Here is a 19061-nt window from a genome sequence, read left to right on the forward strand (position 1 = left end):
AAGAAACGATTCTGCGCTTTGCTCCAGTGCTTCGACAAAAGGATAATAGCGATCGCTGGCATGAGTCTGACTCATGCATGGATGCCCTTGTCAAATGGCCTGCCGATGACCCGTCGCCTTCCTCCTCTCTATGCCCTGCGCGCGTTCGAAGCTGCTGCCCGGCACAGTTCCTTCACCCGCGCCGCCGAAGAGCTTTCCATTACCCAGAGCGCGGTGAGCCGGCACGTGCGTACCCTGGAGGATTTCTTCGCCTGCCGCCTGTTCCAGCGCGCCGGACGCAACCTGCAGCTCAGCGAGGCGGGCCGCTTGCTATTGCCAGGCGTGCGGGAAGGCTTTTCTTCCCTTGAGCGTGCATGCGGGACCCTGCTAAGCGAAGACGGCATCCTGCGAATGAAAGCGCCGTCCACGTTGACCATGCGCTGGTTGCTGGCACGCCTGAGCCGGTTCCGGCATCTGCAAAGCGGCAATGAAGTGCAACTTACCAGCGCCTGGATGGACCAGGACAACGTGGACTTCCATCTGGAACCATTCGATTGTGCGGTGTTGCTGGGCAACGGCAGCTTTCCGGCAGACTGGGAGGCCACCTGGCTGTTCGACGAGCTGCTGATTCCGGTCGGTGGTCCGGAACTGGCGGGGCAGGGACCCTGGACCGCCCAGCGTCTGGCTCAGGCCGAGTTGCTGCACCCCACGCCGGATCGCCGCGACTGGCGGCACTGGCTGCGGCGAATGGGCCTGGAAAACCAGGTATCCCTGCGTGGAGGGCAGGTGTTCGACACGTTGGAACTGGGTATGATCGCCGCCGCCCGGGGCTATGGCGTCTCCATTGGCGACTTGCTGATGGTAGCCGAGGATGTGGCGGCGGGGCGGCTGAGCCTGCCCTGGCCCACCGCCGTGGCCAGCGGCGAAAGCTACTACCTGGTATGGCCGCGAACGCGCCCGGGCAACGAACGGGTACACCGGCTCAGCGACTTCCTGCGCGCCGAGGCGGCGGGCATGACGCTGCCGACAGTCACCTTGCTACGCTAGACAGTGCCGCTGAAATACCCAGGCGTGACGCTCAAGTAATCCCCCCTGCCGCCGACTTCATGACAGGGTCCGGTGTGCAGGATCCAACATCTTTATCGTGTACACCCTTGGAAGCCTAGAGACCGGCACAACCGGCACTTCCAACAGGAGCTAGAATGACTCAACCGCGTGCTTTCATCGCCAGGCAGCTCGGCATCGCATTGGCCATCGTCCTCATCGTCGTCATTGGAGGCAGTACTGCCTTTGCGCTGCGTTCCCTGGATCAGGCGAACCTGGTGACGCGCCAGGAACACATGGGGAGCGAGGCCAGGCTGCTTTCCGATCAGCTGGACACCTTCTATAACACCTTGCGCGACAGCACCCAGCGGTTGAGTGGGCTGTTCGAGTCGCGCTTCGCCGCCGGGCTGACCCACCACCCCGAGCAGCCGGTCACGGTAGCGGGCAACCCTACGCCCGGGCTGTGGCTGGGCGACGAGGTGCTCAACAATGACCTGCGCGAAGTCGACGATTTTCGCAAGATGACTGCTGGCGTGGCGACAGTGTTCGTGCGCAGTGGCGATGACTTCGTGCGTATCAGCACCTCCGTGACCAAGCAGGATGGCAGCCGCGCTATCGGTACACAGCTCGATCATGCCAGCCCGGCCTATCAGAAATTGTTGAACGGGCAGAGCTATGTAGGCGCGGCCGCCTTGTTCGGTCGTTCCTACATGACTCAGTACACCCCAGTGCGCGACCGTGCTGGCAAGGTGATTGCTGTCCTGTTCGTGGGCTTTGATTACACCGACGCTCAGAAGGCGCAGTTCGACAACCTGACCCACTTCCGCATTGGCAAGAGCGGCTCACTGGCCTTGCTCGACGCCCAGAACCGTTGGCTGATCGCCCCGGCGGGTGTCAAGAACGCAGAGGCGGCGGCCCAGGCGCTGGGCGGCGAACACGGCGCGTCCGGCAAAGGGCACTTCTGGAGCGATGGCGAAGTCGAGTATTACTCCGTCGGCGTGCCCTTCGCCCAAGGGCCATGGCGGGTGATCGCCAGCATGCCGATACAGGAGTTGCGCGCAGTGACTTGGGATGTGGGCACCAAGCTGGCGCTGGGTAGCTTGCTCGCAACCCTGCTCGCTGTCGGCGCGGCCATTCTACTGTTGCGTCGCCGCCTCAAGCCCCTGGGCGATCTGGTCCGCCAGGCAGAAGCCTTGGGGGCGGGTAACCTGGAGGCCCGCCTGAACGTGGCCGGCAACGATGAAATCGCGCAGTTGGCTCGTAGCTTCAACCATATGGGTGATGCCCTGTCGACCATGGTGCGGCACATCCGCGCAGCGTCCGAGCAGGTGAGTGACCGCGCCAAGGCGTTGTCCAGCCTGTCTGCAGGCGCCTATGAAGGCATGGAACAACAGAGCGGCGAAATCACCAGCATGGCGGGTGCGGTCGAGGAGTTCAGCGCTACTTCCTTGAATATCGCTGACAACATGAGCGAAACCGAGCGTGTCGCACAGCAGAACGCCGAGCATACCCGTACCGGGCGCAGCTCCATGGACCAGGCTTCCTCGTCGTTGGAGCAGATCGCCGGTGCCCTGAACGATACCGCCAAGGTGATAGATACCCTGGGTCAACGTTCACAGGAAATCGGTGGCATCGTGGGCGTGATCACTTCCATCGCCGAGCAGACCAATCTGTTGGCACTTAATGCCGCCATCGAGGCCGCCCGGGCTGGCGAGCAGGGCAGGGGCTTCGCCGTGGTCGCCGATGAGGTACGCAGCCTGGCCTCGCGTACCCGTCAGGCGACAGACGAAATTTCCACCATGATCGCCAGCATCCAGCAGCAGACCGGCCAGGCGATCCAGACCATGGAGCAGGGCAATCAACTAATGGAAGAAGGTTTGTCCCGCAATGCCAAGGTAGCGGACGCCCTGTCTCGAATCGACGAGCAGAGCCGCATGGCCGGGCAACAGTTCGCTGCCATCGCCACCGCGACCCAGGAGCAGAGCGATACCGCGACCCTGCTGAGCAGCAATCTGCAAAGCATCGCCCACGCCAACAGTGAGCAACGGGAAGTCGTATCCAACCTGGCGATCACGGCGCGTGACCTGGAAAGCCTGGCGGCCGAGCTGAGCCGCGAGGTAGACCGCTTCCGCGTCAGGAACTGACTGTAGGCGCCCGTTGGTGGTGCTTGCTCGGATCGTACAGGCGTCAAGGATGACGCCTCGGCGCGGCGCAACCGAAAGCCTGGGGAGGGCGTTATCCCTCAGCTGCCGCTGACTCCCACCGGATGAGCCGAACCCATTCATGGGGCTCTGAGGTGATCACGGTGGGCGCTAGCGCCAGCTAGCGAAAAGGCTTTCTGATCGAGCACGAGTCGTCAGCTAGCGAAGCTCCCGCCCAATTGTGTCTGGCAGGCTTCCAACGAACGTTGTTGCATCTGGGCATATAGCGCCATTTCATCGATCACGCTGCGTCCAAGCGCCCGCTCGAACTGCTCGCGGTTGGCATTGCTGCCGTAGTCGATGCGAGGCTCGCCGCCCAGGTTGGATTGAAAGATCCCGGCGGCGCTGACCGGCAGAAAGTCTTCATAAATGATCGGTTCGAAGGCGATGTCTCCGTCGCGTACCAGGGCTTCCAGGTCAGAGCCTTTGATTCCCTTGGCCAGCCCCTGCGCAGTAGGCCGGTAGCGGAACCAGGCCAGGCCCTGGCTGCGTAGCTGAGCAAGGTCATCCGGAAAATCGCTGAATGCCGCTTCCAGCAGGCGGGCATAGCCCTGTGGGTCGCGCTCGGCCGGCACACCGTTCAGGCCGGCCCGGGCCTGCCCCAAAAGGCGGTCGTACAGCTCGCGGCCCTTGGGCGTCAGCGCCACGCCCCGCTGCTCGATCTCGCCGAAACGCGCGCTATGAGAGCCCGATATCGTGCCGGCCGGGTCGGTGAATACAACCGCTTCCTCCAATGCCTTGAAGCTGGTTTGACGCAACAGGATGGGTTGCTGCCGCCGGGGCGGGCCTTCGATCACGGCCTTGGGCGCGATACCGCGCGCGGGCATCTGGGCCTGCACGCTGTCGATATCCAGGGTGCGGGGAGTGAGGTGGTTGATATGGGGACCTTGAAAGGCCACTACGTCGGCAATGAGCCGATGCTGGGCATGTAGCTGGTCGTATTGCGCCCGGCTGACCCTGGCCTGGCGATGCCAGCGGAAGGTTTCCAGGGCTTGCTTCACGAATTCGTCAGCCTCGCTGTCAGTGAGGTGGCCGGCCTGTTCGTGCCGCTCGATCAGCGCCAGCGCGCGCGGGGTGAAGATCTGCCGACTGGCCAATAGCTGCGCGGCCAGGGCGCGCAAGGGCGCGTCGTCGATCAGCTCCAGGCGCAGCAGAGAGGTGAACACCCGGAAAGGGCTGATGCGCAGGCTGTCTTCGTGCACTGCCCGGAAAGCAGTGGAGTGGACCGGTACGCCAGCGGGCGAGAGGTCGTAGTAACCTACCGGTTGCATGCCCATGACGGCGAACAGGCGTGCCAGGGTTGCCAGTTCCTCGGCGGTGCCTACCCTGATAGCGCCATGGCGCTCATCGGCCAGGCGCTGCAGGTCGCCTGCCTGGTCCATGGCTTCGGCCAGGGCCGGTTGGCTGTCCAGGGCATGACGGTTGATATCGGCCACCAAGGTCAGCAGTTCCCCATAGAGCGGTACCTCCGCCCGGTACATGGCGGACATGGCGCGGGAGAAGCGAGCGCGGATCTCGTCAGGATGGGCGAAACCGGTGGTGGTCATGGGCATGGCTCCCTGGGCATGGACGGCCATGCTATTCAACGGCTGGGCAAGGCTTGGGACAAGCGAAAAAAAATCTTCCATTCATTCCTTAATTTCCCAAACGCCTCGACCCTGCATAGGCCAATGGATTGACCGGTTTTCATTCCAGCACGGAATGATGTGCTGCCAAATGATCGCTTGAGGCGAACCGTGGGCACGGTAAATATCAGCGTAACGCTGCTCATCTTCATCACGGAGAATGCCCATGATCGACGGCCTGATGGAACGCCTCGGAATACCCGCCACTGCCTACCGTCAAGGTAGCCATGGGGTATTCACCCCCATCGACGGTAGCCGGATCGGCGCGGTGGCCCTGCAAGGCAAGGCCGAGGTCGAGGCTCGTATCAGCCAGGCTCATGAGGCCTTTCTCAGTTGGCGCGACGTACCGGCGCCACGTCGTGGCGAGCTGGTGCGCCAGTTCGCGGAAGTCCTGCGCGAGCACAAGGCCGACCTGGGCGAGCTGGTCTCGGTCGAGGCCGGCAAGATTACCCAGGAGGGCCTGGGTGAAGTCCAGGAGATGATCGATATCTGCGATTTTGCCGTAGGCCTGTCGCGACAACTCTACGGCCTGACGATCGCGTCCGAGCGCCCTGGTCACCACATGCGTGAAACCTGGCATCCGCTGGGCGTGGTAGGGGTTATCAGCGCGTTCAACTTCCCTGTTGCCGTCTGGGCCTGGAATACAGCCCTGGCCTTGGTGTGTGGCAACGCTGTGGTGTGGAAACCATCCGAGAAAACTCCGCTCACTGCCCTGGCTTGCCAGGCCCTGCTGGACCGCACCCTGGCCCGCTTCGGCGATGCGCCACAAGGCCTGGCGCAGTTGCTGCTGGGCGACCGCGAAGCCGGCGAGGCCATGGTCGACGACCGTCGCGTCGCGCTTGTCAGCGCCACTGGCAGTACCCGCATGGGGCGCGAAGTCGGCCCGCGGGTAGCTGCCCGCTTCGGCCGCAGCCTGCTCGAACTGGGCGGTAACAACGCCATGATCCTCGCGCCCAGCGCCGACCTGGATCTGGCCGTGCGCGGGATCCTGTTCGCCGCGGTGGGCACCGCTGGCCAGCGCTGCACGACCCTGCGTCGGCTGATCGTACATCGCTCGATCAAGGATGAAGTAGTGGCCCGGGTGAAGGCCGCCTATGGCAAGGTACGCATCGGCGACCCCCGCGAAAACAACCTGGTCGGCCCCCTGATCGACCAGCAATCCTTCCAGGCCATGCAGGATGCCCTGGTCCAGGCCCGGGATGAAGGCGGGCAAGTGTTCGGCGGCGAGCGTCAGCTGCAGGCGCAATACCCCAACGCCTATTACGTGTCACCGGCGCTGGTGGAAATGCCCTCGCAGAGCGCCGTGGTACGCCACGAAACCTTCGCGCCTATCCTGTATGTGATTGCCTATGACGACTTCGAACAGGCCCTGGAGATGAACAACGAAGTGCCACAAGGCCTGTCCTCCTGCATCTTTACCACCGATATCCGTGAGGCAGAGCGCTTCCAGAGCGCTTCGGGCAGCGATTGCGGCATCGCCAACGTGAACATTGGCACCAGCGGCGCAGAGATCGGCGGCGCCTTCGGTGGCGAGAAAGAAACCGGTGGTGGCCGCGAGTCTGGTTCGGACGCATGGCGCGCCTACATGCGCCGGCAGACCAATACGGTGAATTATTCCCGTGAGTTGCCGCTGGCCCAGGGGATTGTGTTCGACTGACAACCACTGCGTATAGGGATAGAGAACCTGCGATGTCGCCCCGCCAATTGCGTCAGGAATGTCTGTGGGAAGCTGTATCACCGCCCGCGCTGACCGCCGCCTCCCTGGATCGGGAAGTACGGGCCCACGTCTGTGTGATCGGCGGTGGAATCACCGGTCTTTGCGCCGCCCTTCGTTTGCTGGAGCGCGGTTACCAAGTGGCGTTGCTCGATGCCCACCAGGTGGGCCATGGCGGCTCGGGGCGAAACGTGGGGCTGGTCAACGCCGGTACCTGGATCAAGCCCGACGATGTGGAAGCTACGTTGGGCACTGACGTTGGCGGGCGCTTGAACAGCGTGCTGGGAGAAGCGCCGGCACGGGTGTTCGAAACCATCGCCCGTCATGGCATTGACTGTCAGGCACATTCTCGAGGCACCCTGCACATGGCGCACAACGCCAACGGTGAGCAAGATCTGCGGGCACGTCATGACCAGTGGCGGCGGCGCGGAGCGAACGTCGAGCTTCTCACGGGGGCTCGCTGCCGGGAATACTGCGGCACCACCAAGGTATCCGCCGCGCTTCTGGACTACCGGGCCGGCACCATCAATCCCATGGCCTATACCCGTGGCCTGGCTGCTGCCGTAGGGCGCCTTGGCGCTAAGCTGTATGGCCAGGCCGCGGTCCGTGGCCTGCGGCGCGAAGGCAGCCAATGGCAGGTGCAGACAGCCGAAGGCGCTGTGCTTGCGGACAAAGTGGTCATCGCAACCGGGGCTTACACCGAGGGTGACTGGAACGCTGCCAAGCGTGACTACTTCCGAGGCTATTACCTTCAGGTGGCTTCCGTGCCGCTTTCTGGCCCGGCTGCCGATGCCATCCTGCCTCATGCCAAGGGCTCCTGGGACACACGCATGGTGCTCAGCAGCATTCGTCGGGACGACCATGGCCGCCTACTGCTCGGCAGCATGGGACGCCTGGACAACAAGCCGGCCTGGTTCGTGCGCAGTTGGGCTGACCGTATCCAGCGCCATTACTTCCCGGAATTGGGACGGGTGGAATGGGAGTGCCACTGGACCGGCGCCATCGATTTCACCCCCGATCACCTGGTGCGTCTCTATGAGCCAGCGCCAGGATTGATCGCGGTCACGGGCTATAACGGCCGGGGCAATACCACGGGGACAGTACTCGGCGCCGCCATGGCGGACTTTCTTATCGATGAACGCGCCGCCGACTTGCCCATGCCGTTTTCCCGGCAGCGCCCGGTCAGCGCTCCGTCACTGCGCAGCAGCGTCTATGAAACAGGCTTCTCCCTCTACCATGCGGGGCAATGCTTGCGGCTGGTGCTCTGACGCAGTGGCCGACCCGGGCTCGCTGTGGCAGCCTGGGCGTCCATTTTCCATGCACCGGAGGTTTTTTGTGCTGCTGCGTCGTCACCTGCTTACATTCAGCGCGTGCTTGCCGCTGCTTTCCTGGGCAACAGCTCGGGCTGAAGATGAACCTGCCCAAGTGGCCCTTGCGGCCCTTGAAAGGGAGTTCAATGGCCGGCTAGGGCTATGTGCGCTAGACCCTAGCCACGGTCGCGCGCTGCGCTGGCGCGCGGATGAAGCCTTTCCCTTGTGCAGCACCTTCAAGGTCGTGCTTGCCGCCGCGATCTTGAAACAGGCAGGGCTTTCTGGCCTCGGTCGGCGGGTGCGCTACCAGCAGTCGGACCTGGTTACCTATTCGCCCGTGACTGAGCAGCACCTGGCTGCTGGCATGACCCTGGCCGAGTTATGTGCCGCCGGCTTGCAATACAGCGACAACACAGCCGGCAACCTGCTTTTGCGAGAAGTGGGTGGCCCTGCTGGCTTGACGGCTTTCGCCCGACAGCTAGGCGACAACAGCCTGCGCCTGGACCGCTGGGAAACCGAACTCAACAGCGCCATTCCGGGTGACCCTCGCGACACTACAACTCCCGGGGCCATGGCGGCTACGCTGCAAACACTGTTGCTGGGGCAAGGTCTCGATGCCCGGTCGCAAGCCCAGCTAACGGACTGGCTGCTAGCGAATACAACAGGAGATGCACGGATACGAGCCGGGGTGCCACACGGCTGGAAAGTCGCTGATAAAACCGGTTCCGGGGACTACGGTACGGCCAATGATGTCGGGATAATCTGGCCCGCCAAGGACAGGCCGGTTGTGATCGCGCTCTATAGCACCCAGCCTGCTGCCGCGGCGGAGCCCCGTAGCGATGTCTTGGCCCGGATGGCACGGATTGTGGCCGACTGGGTAGCAAGCGTCTCCTGATGGCGGGGAGACCGGCTGGCCGGCTTGCTTGATAACTGTATCCATATACAGTAGTTTGAGGGCTATCTGAGGCTGCAGGCGGTAGCCGAGCGGGTGAATCAGATAGCCATCATCGCGGGGAAGGGTAAGCTTTGGCCACGCTAACGGACGAACAGATCGCAACGCTGAACATCACCAATTTCATCTTCCATGTCGTGCACCACGGCAGGACTGATCCCGACTATTTCGAAGAGGTCCCGCTGGGACGCTTCGAGCCTTTTTTCATCGCGCGGATCAAGGACACCCTGCGAGGAAACCGCTTTTCGTTCATGCCCGGCTCGCCCGTCAAGCTGGCCATCGAAGCCTGGCAGGCAGGGACCACCAGCTTTGTGGATTTCTCCAAGCGTCTGGCGGACCAGTTCAACGCGCTCTATGACAGGCGGGTGACTCCTGGCGTGCTGATCGTCATTGAACTGGTGTCCGGCAGCAGCAAGTACTACTCACTCATCAAATATGACTCTGATGAAGTGGTCAGCTATACCCGTAGCGGTGGTCAGGCAGTGCTGGAGGAAGTGGTCAACAATTTCACCCAGTCTGCCAAGGCGCTGCAGAAGTCTGCCCTGGTAGACCTTCAGGCGGACCCGGCCGATGGCCAGGTGGCGGTGATCGACCGCCAGAGCCGAGCCAGCATCAGCGAGCTCTTCAGGAAGTTCCTGGATGTCACCCGTACCAAGCGACCCGCGGAACTGACCGAGGCCTTGCAGAAGGCGGTGATCAAGGTAGTAGCCAAGCACAGGGATCTGCTGCCGGCGTCCTTTACCTACCGCGTCGGCGAATTGGTGCGGGACATCGCCGAGCACCAGAAGACCTTCGATGCGCAGACCTTCTATGGCCAGCTGTTCGGTACCAGTGGCAACGATCGCATCAGGGCCTCCTTCGAGCGAGAGTTGGTCGCACAGGGGTTGTCCGGAGAGGTGTTCGACTACGTGCCCGATGCGCTGCCACCCGAGCGGCGGGTGCGCTATAAAACCCACGAAGGTGTATTGATTACCGTGCCGGCCGGGCTCGGTGATCACTTTCATGTTTCCGAAGATGGTAAGGTCATCACTATCACGACGGCCCAACTAAGCGAGATCTGACATGAACTTCGGTGCGGAACTGGTCCGGTTGCTGGAGCAGCCCGGTGTAAGCACCAAGGTAGAGATTTCCGAATCCCAGGCGCAGATTCGCATGGACGACCTCGAAGGCCTCGGCCAGGCCTTCATCGACCAGCTCAGGCGAACCTCTGCCTGGCTGGCCGAACAGCAGTTGGGTGAGCTCAGCATCATTGGCTCGCTGAGCGGCGAGCAATGGTCAGCGTCAGCGTTCAATGCCGAGGACGCCTATGAGCCCGTCAGGGTGATCGTCACCAAGGCCTACGCCGAGCACTGGCTGTATTTCGCGACCCTCGCTGGTTTCGAACACTGGCTGCTGCAATTCAGCGCCGGGCAGGCCATCGACGCCAGAAGGCTATGCGTGTGGGTAGCTGCAAGCTTCGCTCCGTTCGCCAGCTACCAGCACGCCATTCGCCCCTTCGGCACCGATCGCAGCCTGCCGACCATAGAGCAGCTTCCGGAGAAGCCGTGGAAGCTGGTGCGCGATATGACCCATGCCTATACGCCCGCCTCGATCAGCCCCTGGCTGGTATTGCAGCCGCCAGCGGCCGACAGTGAGGTCTACGCAGCCTGGGCTGCCGTGGCTACGCGCAACCTCGCTTTCTGCCTGCCTGCGGAAATTCGCGGCGAGGGTAGGGATGTCGAAGCCATATTGCGTGGAGGACGCTCGCTGCCCGTGGCGATCAGGGATGTGGCCTGGAACCTTCACGACCATGAGCGTTTCAACGAAGCCTGCCTATGGGTATACGGAACACCGCGGGAAGCGGAAACCAAGTTCCAGCTGTTGAACAACCATTTGGCCGTCAATTGGGTGCATGGCTTGGACTGGCCCGAGGGTGCCAGGCAAGTGCTCGCCAACAGCCTGGCCGGGGCGCGGGAGGCATTCGCCTTCTACCTCCAGGACCAGAGCAAGGAAGCGGTCAAGGGCCTGGGGGAGCTGCGCAAAGGCCTGCAGGAAGAGGTGGCCAGAACGCAGGCGGCCACGCGTGACCTGCTGTCTTCCGTGTGGCGAGACTTCACCATCGCCGGGCTGGTGCTGGCGCTCAAGACCCCGGGCATACCGGTAACCGTGGATGCCAGGCTGGTGCAATGGCTCTACACCGCGACCGCCATTCTGCTACTGGTGAGCGTCAGCGTGAGCGGCGTTTCCGCATTCTGCTTCAACGCTCTGACCAACGCGAGCCGCAGGGACTGGCGCAACAAGCTTTACAGCTTCATGTCCGACCAGGATTGGAGCCAACTGGTGGAACACCCCATTCGTGCCGGGCGCAAGGTCTTCTGGGCTACCTGGGCAGTGTGCTTCTGCCTCTATGCCGGGGTGGGTTGGTGCTTGCTGTATCTGGCCTATTCCAAGGCGGTGTAAAAGGTTGCTCGGCCATGGCATGCCAGGCTAGACCTCAGCCTGCCGCTGGCCGGTATTGCAAGGCCTCCGCCAGATGCTCCCGCCGGATACCGACCTGGCCATCCAGATCCGCCAGGGTACGCGCGACCTTCAGTAGGCGATGCGCCGCGCGCAACGATAAGGTAAGCCGCTCGCAGGCCTGTTCAAGCCAGGCTTCGTCAACCCGTTCCAGCCCGCAGTGGGCTCGCAGGCCATTGAGGTCGAGGAAGGCATTGGCGCAGCCTTGGCGGTGGAGTTGAAGGCCCCGTGCTTCGGCCACCTGGTTCGCGACCCTGGCGGTAGGGTCCCCGCGCGGACCGTTGGGGTTGAGGGTGGTGGTCTCCCGGGATACCGTCACATGCAAGTCGATACGATCCAGCAGGGGGCCGGACAATTTGTTTCGATAGCGATCGATCTGCTCGGTAGTGCATCGGCAACGCCCGGTGCTGTCGCCCAGGTAACCGCACGGGCACGGATTCATCGCGGCCACCAGTTGGAAGCGCGCGGGGAAGCGGATCTTGTCCCGGGCGCGGGCGATCACGATTTCGCCAGACTCCAGGGGCTCGCGTAGCACCTCCAGCACCTTGCGGTCGAACTCGGGCAGTTCGTCCAAGAAGAGTACGCCATGGTGGGCCAGGGTGATCTCCCCAGGTTGCGGCCTCCCGCCGCCGCCTACCAGGGCCGCGCCAGACGCGGAATGGTGAGGTTGGCGAAACGGCCGGTGGGGCCAGCTATTGAGCGGTACATGACTGGCGACCGAATGAATGGCCGCCACCTCCAGGGCCTCGTGTTCGCTAAGTGGGGGCAGCAGCCCTGGAAGGCGGCTGGCCAGCAGCGTCTTGCCAGTGCCGGGCGGGCCGCTGAGCAGCAGGTTGTGGGCCCCAGCGGCGGCCACGAGCAGGGCGCGCTTGGCCGCAACCTGGCCCTGGACCTCGTTGAGGTCCGGGTAGGGGCGCTGGGCCAGGCACAGCCCTTGGGCCTTGAAAGGGCTGAGGGGAGCTTGCCCATTGAAATGGCCTACCAGCTCCGACAGAGTGTCCACCGCGATCACCGTCAGGCCATTGGCCAGGGCCGCTTCCTCGGCATTGGCCTTGGGCACGACCAGCGCCCGCCCCGCATCCCGCGCGGCCAACGCTGCGGGCAGCACGCCCTGGACCGATCGCACCGCCCCGGACAATGCCAGCTCGCCGAGGCATTCGATTTCCCGTAGCCCGTCGGCCGCCACCTGCCCGCTACCGGCAAGTATGCCCAGGGCGATGGCCAGGTCGAAGCGGCCGCCGTCCTTCGGCAGGTCCGCCGGCGCAAGGTTGAGCGTAATGCGCCGGGCTGGAAAATTGAGCCCGGAGTTGACGATGGCACTGCGGACCCGGTCCTTGCTTTCCTTGACCGAGGCTTCGGGCAGGCCTACCAGCGTCAGGGCAGGCAGCCCATTGGCCAAATGGGCCTCCACCTGCACCAGAGGCGCTCCGACCCCGACCTGGGCGCGGCTGTGAACAATGGCGAGAGACATGACAGCTCCTGCAGACGCATCCTTGCGACGCGGAAAGCTTACCCCAAGGAAAACCCTGTCTGGGCAATCAGAGTTGAGCAGGATATGTCAGGAGGCTGGACATTGAGCCCTGCCCGACCAATGCCCGTCTATGCTCATGAAGATAGGCGTATGCTAAGCAGTGATGGCACTTAACTATCACTCGCGCGGTCCAGTGCTGATCGGCGCCGCCTCAACCATTACCGGTATCACATGTCAGCCTTCATTCCAGACACCCCTTGCCAACCTGACCCGCTTGCCTTGGAAGCTGTGGAGCGTAGCCTCGCTTCACGAGGGCGGGGGTTGCGTTTCGAGCCTGCGCTGGAGGCACTCTACCAGGCCGATAGCCAGGCGCAGCGGCGACAGTTTCTCACCGCTACGGGCATCGCTGGCGCCCTGGTGTATGACCTGTTCCTGATCAGCGACTGGCTGAACCTGAACGACACCTTCGGCCTTCTGGTGGCTGGCCGCCTGTTGTTGGTCACCCCGGTGATGATCGCGCTCTTGCTGATCGTCCAGCGGCTGAAGTCGCGCGCGCTCATGGAAGGCCTGGCCACTTTCGGAACGGTATTCGCTTCGCTGATACCCTTGCTGATCATGATCCACAGCGAAAGCCCGCATCGCCTGCACTACCAGTTCGGCATGCTGTTGCTCATGGTGTACTGCGCCATGATCCAGCAGGTGCCCTTGCGTTGGGCGGCGGCGGCGCTTACCTGCATGACGGTGATACAACTGGTCACAACGCATGTCGCGGGCTTCATGGGTGCGATCACCTGGCAATCCAACGCCCTGTTCTTCGTTTCCACGGCGATCCTCTTGTTGATGGCCTCCTATTTCATGGAACGCGGCGGCCGGTTCAGTTACCTCTATGCCTTGCGCGGCCGCCTGCTACAGGCTCAACTGACTCAGATGGCCCGTACAGACCCTCTGACGCAGCTTTACAACCGGCGCTATCAGGCTGAAGTCCTGGCCCGCTGGTGGAACGAGGCCAATGAGGCGCCGTGCCCCGTAGGGGTCATCCTGCTGGATATCGATCACTTCAAGGCCTACAACGACAGCTACGGCCATATGCAGGGGGATATCTGCCTCAAGGCCTTGAGCCAGGCAGTGCAGCGTACCGCGCAGCGGGCAGGCGCATTGACGTTTCGCTTCGGCGGGGAAGAGATCCTGGTACTGGTGCCTGAGGCCACCATGGCGCGCGGGCGGGATCTGGCCGAGAATCTACGCCAGGCCGTGCTGGATCTGAAGCTTCCCCATCCGGTCATGGGAGCCAACGCGCAGGTCACCATCAGCCTTGGAGTGGCCACAGGCACGGCGCCCTGGGTCAGTGCCGATACCTTGATTGCCCGGGCGGACGCAGCCCTCTACGCCGCCAAGCATCAGGGGCGCAATCGGCTGTGCAGCGCCGAGCCGGAACTGGTCAGCCGCTGAAGCCTGCCAGCCATTGGGTTAGACTTGCAGCCCATTTCTCCAGGGGCTCCCGCCATGACTCGCTCTATCCTCATCGCCGCCGCGCTACTGCTGGACGGTAATGGCCGAACCCTTCTGGTGCGCAAGCGTGGTACCGCATTCTTCATGCAGCCGGGTGGCAAGATCGAACCCGGTGAGCATCCCATACAGGCCCTGGCGCGTGAGTTGAATGAAGAGCTGGGCATAGAGATAGCTCCAGCCCAGGCGGCCTACCTGGGAGCCTACACAGCGCCCGCGGCGAACGAGCCTGGCTTTGAAGTGCGCTGCGAGCTGTTCGAAGTGAAGGTCCGGATGCCGGTAAAGCCCGCCGCCGAAATCGAAGAAGCGGTGTGGGTAGACCTTCAGCAGGCCCAAAGCCTGAACCTGGCGCCCCTGACCCGGGATTCGGTATTGCCTCGGTTGTTCACGCCCGCTTGAAGTCGCCGGGTTTGCGCCGGGCAGCGCCACGCCGCTCAGCTATAGTCTTTCGGCCGCCCATCGCCGAAGGAGCACCTCATGCAACGTCTGACCGCCAAGGATTTCGCGCCCGAACTGCTGGAGCTGTACGACTATTACGCCCACGGCCGGATCAGCCGTCGGGACTTTCTCGACCGCGCCGCGGCCTTCACGGTGGCAGGGATGACGGCTTCGGCCTTGCTGGCGTCCCTGAGCCCCAACTACGCCCTGGCCGAGCAAGTGCCTTTCACCGATCCAGACATCGTCGCGCAGTACCTGACTTATCCCTCGCCCAATGGACATGGTCAGGTGCGGGGTTATCTGGTGCGCCCCAAGGCTGTCGAGAAGGCGCCAGGTATTGTGGTAGTGCATGAGAACCGCGGGCTGAACCCCTATATCGAAGACGTCGCCCGGCGACTGGCCAAGGCAGGGTATGTGGCCCTGGCGCCTGATGGGCTCAGCTCGGTAGGGGGTTATCCGGGCAACGACGACAAGGGACGCGAACTGCAACAGAAGGTGGACCCACAGAAGCTGATGAATGACTTCTTCGCCGCCCTGGAATGGATCAAGGCGCACCCCACCGCCACGGACAAGGTAGGTATCACCGGGTTCTGTTATGGGGGCGGGGTGTCCAACGCCGCCGCGGTGGCCTACCCGGAACTCGATGCCGCCGTGCCCTTCTATGGGCGCCAACCGAAGGCTGAAGACGTACCGCGTATCCAGGCGCCCCTGCTACTGCACTACGCCGAACTGGATACCGCCATTAACGAGGGGTGGCCGGCTTACGAGCAAGCCCTGAAGGCAGCGGGGAAAACGTATGAAGCTCATATTTATCCCGGGGTGAACCACGGCTTCCATAATGATTCCACGCCACGCTACGACGAAGCGGCCGCCAAGCTCGCCTGGGATCGGACGCTGGCGTGGTTCAAGCGATACCTTGCCTGACGCTTACGCCTTGAGGCCGCCGTCACCCATATGTTGTTCCAGGCGTGAGCGCAGCCAGCGTTCGGCCGGGTCGGTGTCGGTGATGCTGAGCCACACCATCGAGAGCTCCAATGCCGGAGTGTCGAAGGGCAGGGGTTCGGCATGCAGCGTGCCCCAGGCTTCCATGGCGGTGGCGGCGTAATCCGGACAGCCGGCAAGCAGGTCCGTGCCTGCCAGTATGGCGGGCAATGAACTGAATTGAGGCACCGAAAGCACTACCTTGCGGGTACGGCCTATCTCATCCAGCCATTCATCGGCGATGCCCCGGGTATTGGCAGTATGAGATACCACCACATGGGGGCGGCTGCAGTATTCGTCCAGCGTCAATGGGCTGTTCGCCTTGTCCGCCCGCAGCACCCGGGCATGCATCCTGCGCAGCAGCTTGCGCTTGGCGTTGGCGGGCAGGCCGCGGGTCTGGCTGATGCCTACCGTGATATCGCCGGCCGCGAGCAGGTCCGGGATGCGCCAATAATCCACATGCTGCACCACCACCACGACATCCGGCGCTTCCTGGCGCAGCGCCCGCAACAGAGGAGGCAGCAGGCCGAACTCCACGTCATCGGACAAACCGATGCGGAAGGTCATCTTGCTGGTGCCCGGATCGAAGTCGTGGCTGAGGCTCAAGGCAACCGACATTGCATCCAGCGCGGGTGACAAGTGCCTGATCAACTCTTCGGCACGAGCGGTGGGCTCCATACGGTGGCCGACCCGAATGAACAACGGATCGTTGAACAATGCCCTGAGGCGATTGAGTGCCGCGCTGATCGTAGGCTGGCCCAGAAACAGCTTTTCCGCGACACGGGTAACGTTGCGTTCGAGCATCAGAGCTTCGAACACCACCATCAGGTTTATATCGGCCTTGCGCAGTTCATTGCGGTTCATTGGCGACGGGTACCCGGCAGTGACGGAAGGCGGTCAGATCAAGCCTGGTCAGGTGCCGCTGGCAAGACCTCTCCGGACGCCAGGCGCGCTTCCAGCTCGCCCAGCCTGGCTTCCAGCGCGTCAACCTTGGCCCGTGTACGGGCCAGTACTGCCATCTGCGTATCGAATTCTTCCCGGCTGACCAGGTCGAGGCGCGAGAAAGCGCCTTGCAGCAGTGTCCGAAACTGGTTTTCGAACTCCTGCCGAGGCGGCAGTGCATCACCCCCCAGCAGACGGCTGGCTTGGTCGGTCAAGGCATCGAGAAAAGCTTTGGGCGGGAGCATGGAAGGCGGTTCCAAAGGGGGCGACTGCCTGCAAGTGTACCACGCGTGTCGGTAGCTGCCGGGCGTCGCAGCCACGCACACTTGTTGGGCGCCACCTGGTAGGGCGCCGCACCAATGCTGTGCGGCTGTCATGAGCCAGCGATTTCTTTTTGCCATCAAGCACTACGACAGAGGCGAAATCCGGGGGTTGGCCAGAAGTGGCAAGGTTTCTGCTTGAAGCCAGGCGACCCATGCACTGATGGCGACCAGACAGGCGAACGCAGTGCGCAGGCGGAGCAGGGGGTGTTCGTCAGCAACGGTGTTCGCGGCGCGGCCAGGGCCAGGCCGGCGACGCGTTACAAAGCCGAACACTGCGCATAGACTTGAGCTGGGTTTGTTTTCCTGGGGCAAGTCCACCAATTCGGGAGAGAGTTTCATGAAGCTAGTCACTGCCATCATCAAGCCGTTCAAGCTGGACGACGTGCGCGAGTCGCTGTCGGAAATCGGCGTGCAGGGCATTACCGTCACTGAAGTCAAAGGCTTCGGTCGGCAGAAGGGTCACACCGAGCTGTACCGTGGCGCTGAATACGTGGTGGATTTTCTGCCGAAGGTGAAGATCGACGTCGCCATCGACGACAAGGACCTGGACCGCGTGATCGAGGCCATCACCAAGGCTGCCAACACCGGCAAGATCGGTGACGGCAAGATTTTCGTCGTCAATCTGGAACAGGCGATCCGCATTCGTACCGGCGAAACCGATACCGACGCGATCTAAGCCGAACCCCTAAAAAAAGCCCCAGGAGTAAACAATATGACTCTGCGTCAATTCGCAGGGCTAGGCGCCCTGTTGTCTGTCGTAATGCCGGGCCTGGCCCTGGCTGACGAGGCGGCGGCGCCTGTGCTCAACTCCGGCGATACCGCCTGGATGCTTACCTCCACCGCGCTGGTCCTGTTCATGACCATTCCGGGCCTGGCCCTGTTCTACGGAGGCATGGTGCGCTCCAAGAACGTGCTGTCGGTGATGATGCAGTGTTTCGCGATCACGGGGCTGATCACCGTGCTCTGGTTCATCTACGGCTACAGCATGGCATTCGACACAACCGGTATGGAACAGGGTGTCGTTAACCTCAACTCCTTCGTCGGCGGCATGGGCAAGGCCTTCCTGGCAGGTGTCACCCCGGCCAGCCTGACCTCCGCCACGGCCTTGTTCCCTGAAGCCGTATTCATCACCTTCCAGATGACCTTCGCCATCATCACTCCTGCCCTGATCGTAGGGGCCTTCGCTGAGCGCATGAAGTTCTCCGCGATGCTGGTGTTCATGGGCGTCTGGTTCACCCTCGTCTACGCGCCGATCGCCCACATGGTATGGAGTGGCAACGGTGGCCTGATGTGGGACTGGGGCGTGCTGGATTTCGCCGGTGGTACCGTGGTGCACATCAACGCGGGTATCGCCGGCCTGGTGACCTGCCTGGTGCTCGGTAAGCGCAAAGGCTACCCCACCACCCCAATGGCGCCGCATAACCTGGGCTACACCTTGGTAGGCGCGGCAATGCTGTGGGTAGGCTGGTTCGGCTTCAACGCGGGCTCCGCGGCGGCCGCCAACGGTACCGCCGGCATGGCCATGCTTGTGACTCAGGTCGCCACCGGCGCCGCGGCGCTGGGCTGGATGTTCGCCGAATGGATTTTCCACGGCAAGCCAAGCGCCCTGGGCATTGCTTCCGGAGTCGTCGCCGGTCTGGTAGCCATCACTCCCGCAGCCGGGACCGTCGGCCCCATGGGGGCGCTGATCATTGGCCTGGCCGCTGGTGTCCTCTGCTTCTTCAGCGCCACTACCCTCAAGCGCAAGCTTGGCTATGACGATTCGCTGGACGCGTTCGGGGTCCATGGTGTCGGCGGCATCATCGGCGCACTGCTGACCGGCATATTCGCCGCGCCTGCCATGGGCGGTTTCGGAACCGTGGAAGACATTGGCGCCCAGCTGTGGGTGCAGGCCAAAGGCGTAGGTTTCACGGTGATCTACACCGCCATTGCAACCTTCGTGATTCTCAAGGTGCTGGATCTGCTCATGGGGCTGCGCGCCTCCGAAGAAGAAGAAGCCGTAGGCCTGGACCTTTCCCTGCACAACGAGCGCGGCTACAACCTGTAAGGCCTGATCATGCAGGCAAGCTGAACGGATTG

At 62.9% G+C, this 19061-nt stretch carries 16 protein-coding genes; 12 read left to right on the forward strand and 4 right to left on the reverse strand.

The window, feature by feature from the left end:
- Positions 1 to 105: 105 nt before the first annotated feature.
- Complete coding sequence (locus ACP691_RS13675; protein ID WP_426151121.1) at positions 106 to 1026, forward strand: LysR substrate-binding domain-containing protein; 921 nt, start codon at positions 106 to 108, stop codon at positions 1024 to 1026.
- A gap of 155 nt (positions 1027 to 1181) precedes the next feature.
- A complete protein-coding gene (locus ACP691_RS13680) occupies positions 1182 to 3167 on the forward strand; it encodes a methyl-accepting chemotaxis protein (protein ID WP_426199716.1) in 1986 nt (661 codons plus the stop codon).
- Between the two features lie 212 nt (positions 3168 to 3379).
- On the opposite strand, the gene hglS is transcribed toward ACP691_RS13680, so the two are convergent.
- On the reverse strand, positions 3380 to 4771 hold the full coding sequence (gene hglS / locus ACP691_RS13685; protein WP_426150751.1) for a 2-oxoadipate dioxygenase/decarboxylase HglS: 1392 nt from the start codon (positions 4769 to 4771) through the stop codon (positions 3380 to 3382).
- A gap of 244 nt (positions 4772 to 5015) precedes the next feature.
- Between hglS and ACP691_RS13690 the strand changes: the two genes are divergently transcribed.
- From ACP691_RS13690 to ACP691_RS13710, 5 genes are all read left to right on the forward strand, one after another.
- Complete coding sequence (locus tag ACP691_RS13690; protein WP_426150749.1) at positions 5016 to 6506, forward strand: aldehyde dehydrogenase family protein; 1491 nt, start codon at positions 5016 to 5018, stop codon at positions 6504 to 6506.
- Positions 6507 to 6538: 32 nt separating this feature from the next.
- Positions 6539 to 7831, forward strand: a complete 1293-nt coding sequence (locus tag ACP691_RS13695) for an NAD(P)/FAD-dependent oxidoreductase (protein ID WP_426150747.1) — start codon at positions 6539 to 6541, stop codon at positions 7829 to 7831.
- Positions 7832 to 7880: 49 nt separating this feature from the next.
- On the forward strand, positions 7881 to 8768 hold the full coding sequence (gene bla, locus ACP691_RS13700; RefSeq protein WP_426150746.1) for a class A beta-lactamase: 888 nt from the start codon (positions 7881 to 7883) through the stop codon (positions 8766 to 8768).
- A 131-nt stretch (positions 8769 to 8899) separates the two neighbouring features.
- Complete coding sequence (locus tag ACP691_RS13705) at positions 8900 to 9886, forward strand: nucleoid-associated protein (protein WP_426150744.1); 987 nt, start codon at positions 8900 to 8902, stop codon at positions 9884 to 9886.
- 1 nt (position 9887) lies between these two features.
- Positions 9888 to 11264, forward strand: coding sequence for a hypothetical protein (locus ACP691_RS13710; RefSeq protein ID WP_426150742.1), 1377 nt, complete (start codon positions 9888 to 9890; stop codon positions 11262 to 11264).
- 34 nt (positions 11265 to 11298) lie between these two features.
- Here the strand turns inward: ACP691_RS13710 and ACP691_RS13715 are convergent, their stop codons facing one another.
- Entirely contained in the window at positions 11299 to 12792 is a 1494-nt protein-coding gene (locus ACP691_RS13715) for a YifB family Mg chelatase-like AAA ATPase (RefSeq protein WP_426150740.1), read from the reverse strand.
- Positions 12793 to 13023: 231 nt separating this feature from the next.
- On the opposite strand from ACP691_RS13715, the gene ACP691_RS13720 reads away from it, so the two are divergent.
- The 3 genes from ACP691_RS13720 (at position 13024) to yghX (ending at position 15660) form a co-directional block, all read left to right on the forward strand.
- Complete coding sequence (locus tag ACP691_RS13720) at positions 13024 to 14241, forward strand: GGDEF domain-containing protein (protein WP_426150738.1); 1218 nt, start codon at positions 13024 to 13026, stop codon at positions 14239 to 14241.
- 54 nt (positions 14242 to 14295) lie between these two features.
- Entirely contained in the window at positions 14296 to 14697 is a 402-nt protein-coding gene (locus ACP691_RS13725; RefSeq protein ID WP_426150736.1) for an NUDIX hydrolase, read from the forward strand.
- 78 nt (positions 14698 to 14775) lie between these two features.
- Entirely contained in the window at positions 14776 to 15660 is an 885-nt protein-coding gene (yghX, locus tag ACP691_RS13730; RefSeq protein ID WP_426150734.1) for a YghX family hydrolase, read from the forward strand.
- 3 nt (positions 15661 to 15663) lie between these two features.
- Here the strand turns inward: yghX and ACP691_RS13735 are convergent, their stop codons facing one another.
- Positions 15664 to 16581 carry a LysR substrate-binding domain-containing protein gene (locus tag ACP691_RS13735; protein WP_426150732.1) on the reverse strand — a complete coding sequence of 306 codons (918 nt, stop codon included), beginning with the start codon at positions 16579 to 16581 and terminating at the stop codon, positions 15664 to 15666.
- A 38-nt stretch (positions 16582 to 16619) separates the two neighbouring features.
- Positions 16620 to 16904 carry an accessory factor UbiK family protein gene (locus ACP691_RS13740; protein ID WP_426150730.1) on the reverse strand — a complete coding sequence of 95 codons (285 nt, stop codon included), beginning with the start codon at positions 16902 to 16904 and terminating at the stop codon, positions 16620 to 16622.
- Positions 16905 to 17319: 415 nt separating this feature from the next.
- Between ACP691_RS13740 and glnK the strand changes: the two genes are divergently transcribed.
- Together glnK and ACP691_RS13750 are read left to right on the forward strand one after the other, a co-directional pair.
- Positions 17320 to 17658 carry a P-II family nitrogen regulator gene (gene glnK / locus ACP691_RS13745; RefSeq protein WP_002555808.1) on the forward strand — a complete coding sequence of 113 codons (339 nt, stop codon included), beginning with the start codon at positions 17320 to 17322 and terminating at the stop codon, positions 17656 to 17658.
- 36 nt (positions 17659 to 17694) lie between these two features.
- Positions 17695 to 19029 (forward strand): ammonium transporter, encoded by a 1335-nt coding sequence (locus tag ACP691_RS13750; protein WP_426150728.1) that lies wholly within the window; start codon positions 17695 to 17697, stop codon positions 19027 to 19029.
- Positions 19030 to 19061 lie beyond the last annotated feature (32 nt).

The sequence above is a fragment of the Pseudomonas sp. DC3200b2 genome (assembly GCF_049895785.1).
In the GTDB taxonomy this organism is placed as follows: domain Bacteria; phylum Pseudomonadota; class Gammaproteobacteria; order Pseudomonadales; family Pseudomonadaceae; genus Aquipseudomonas; species Aquipseudomonas massiliensis.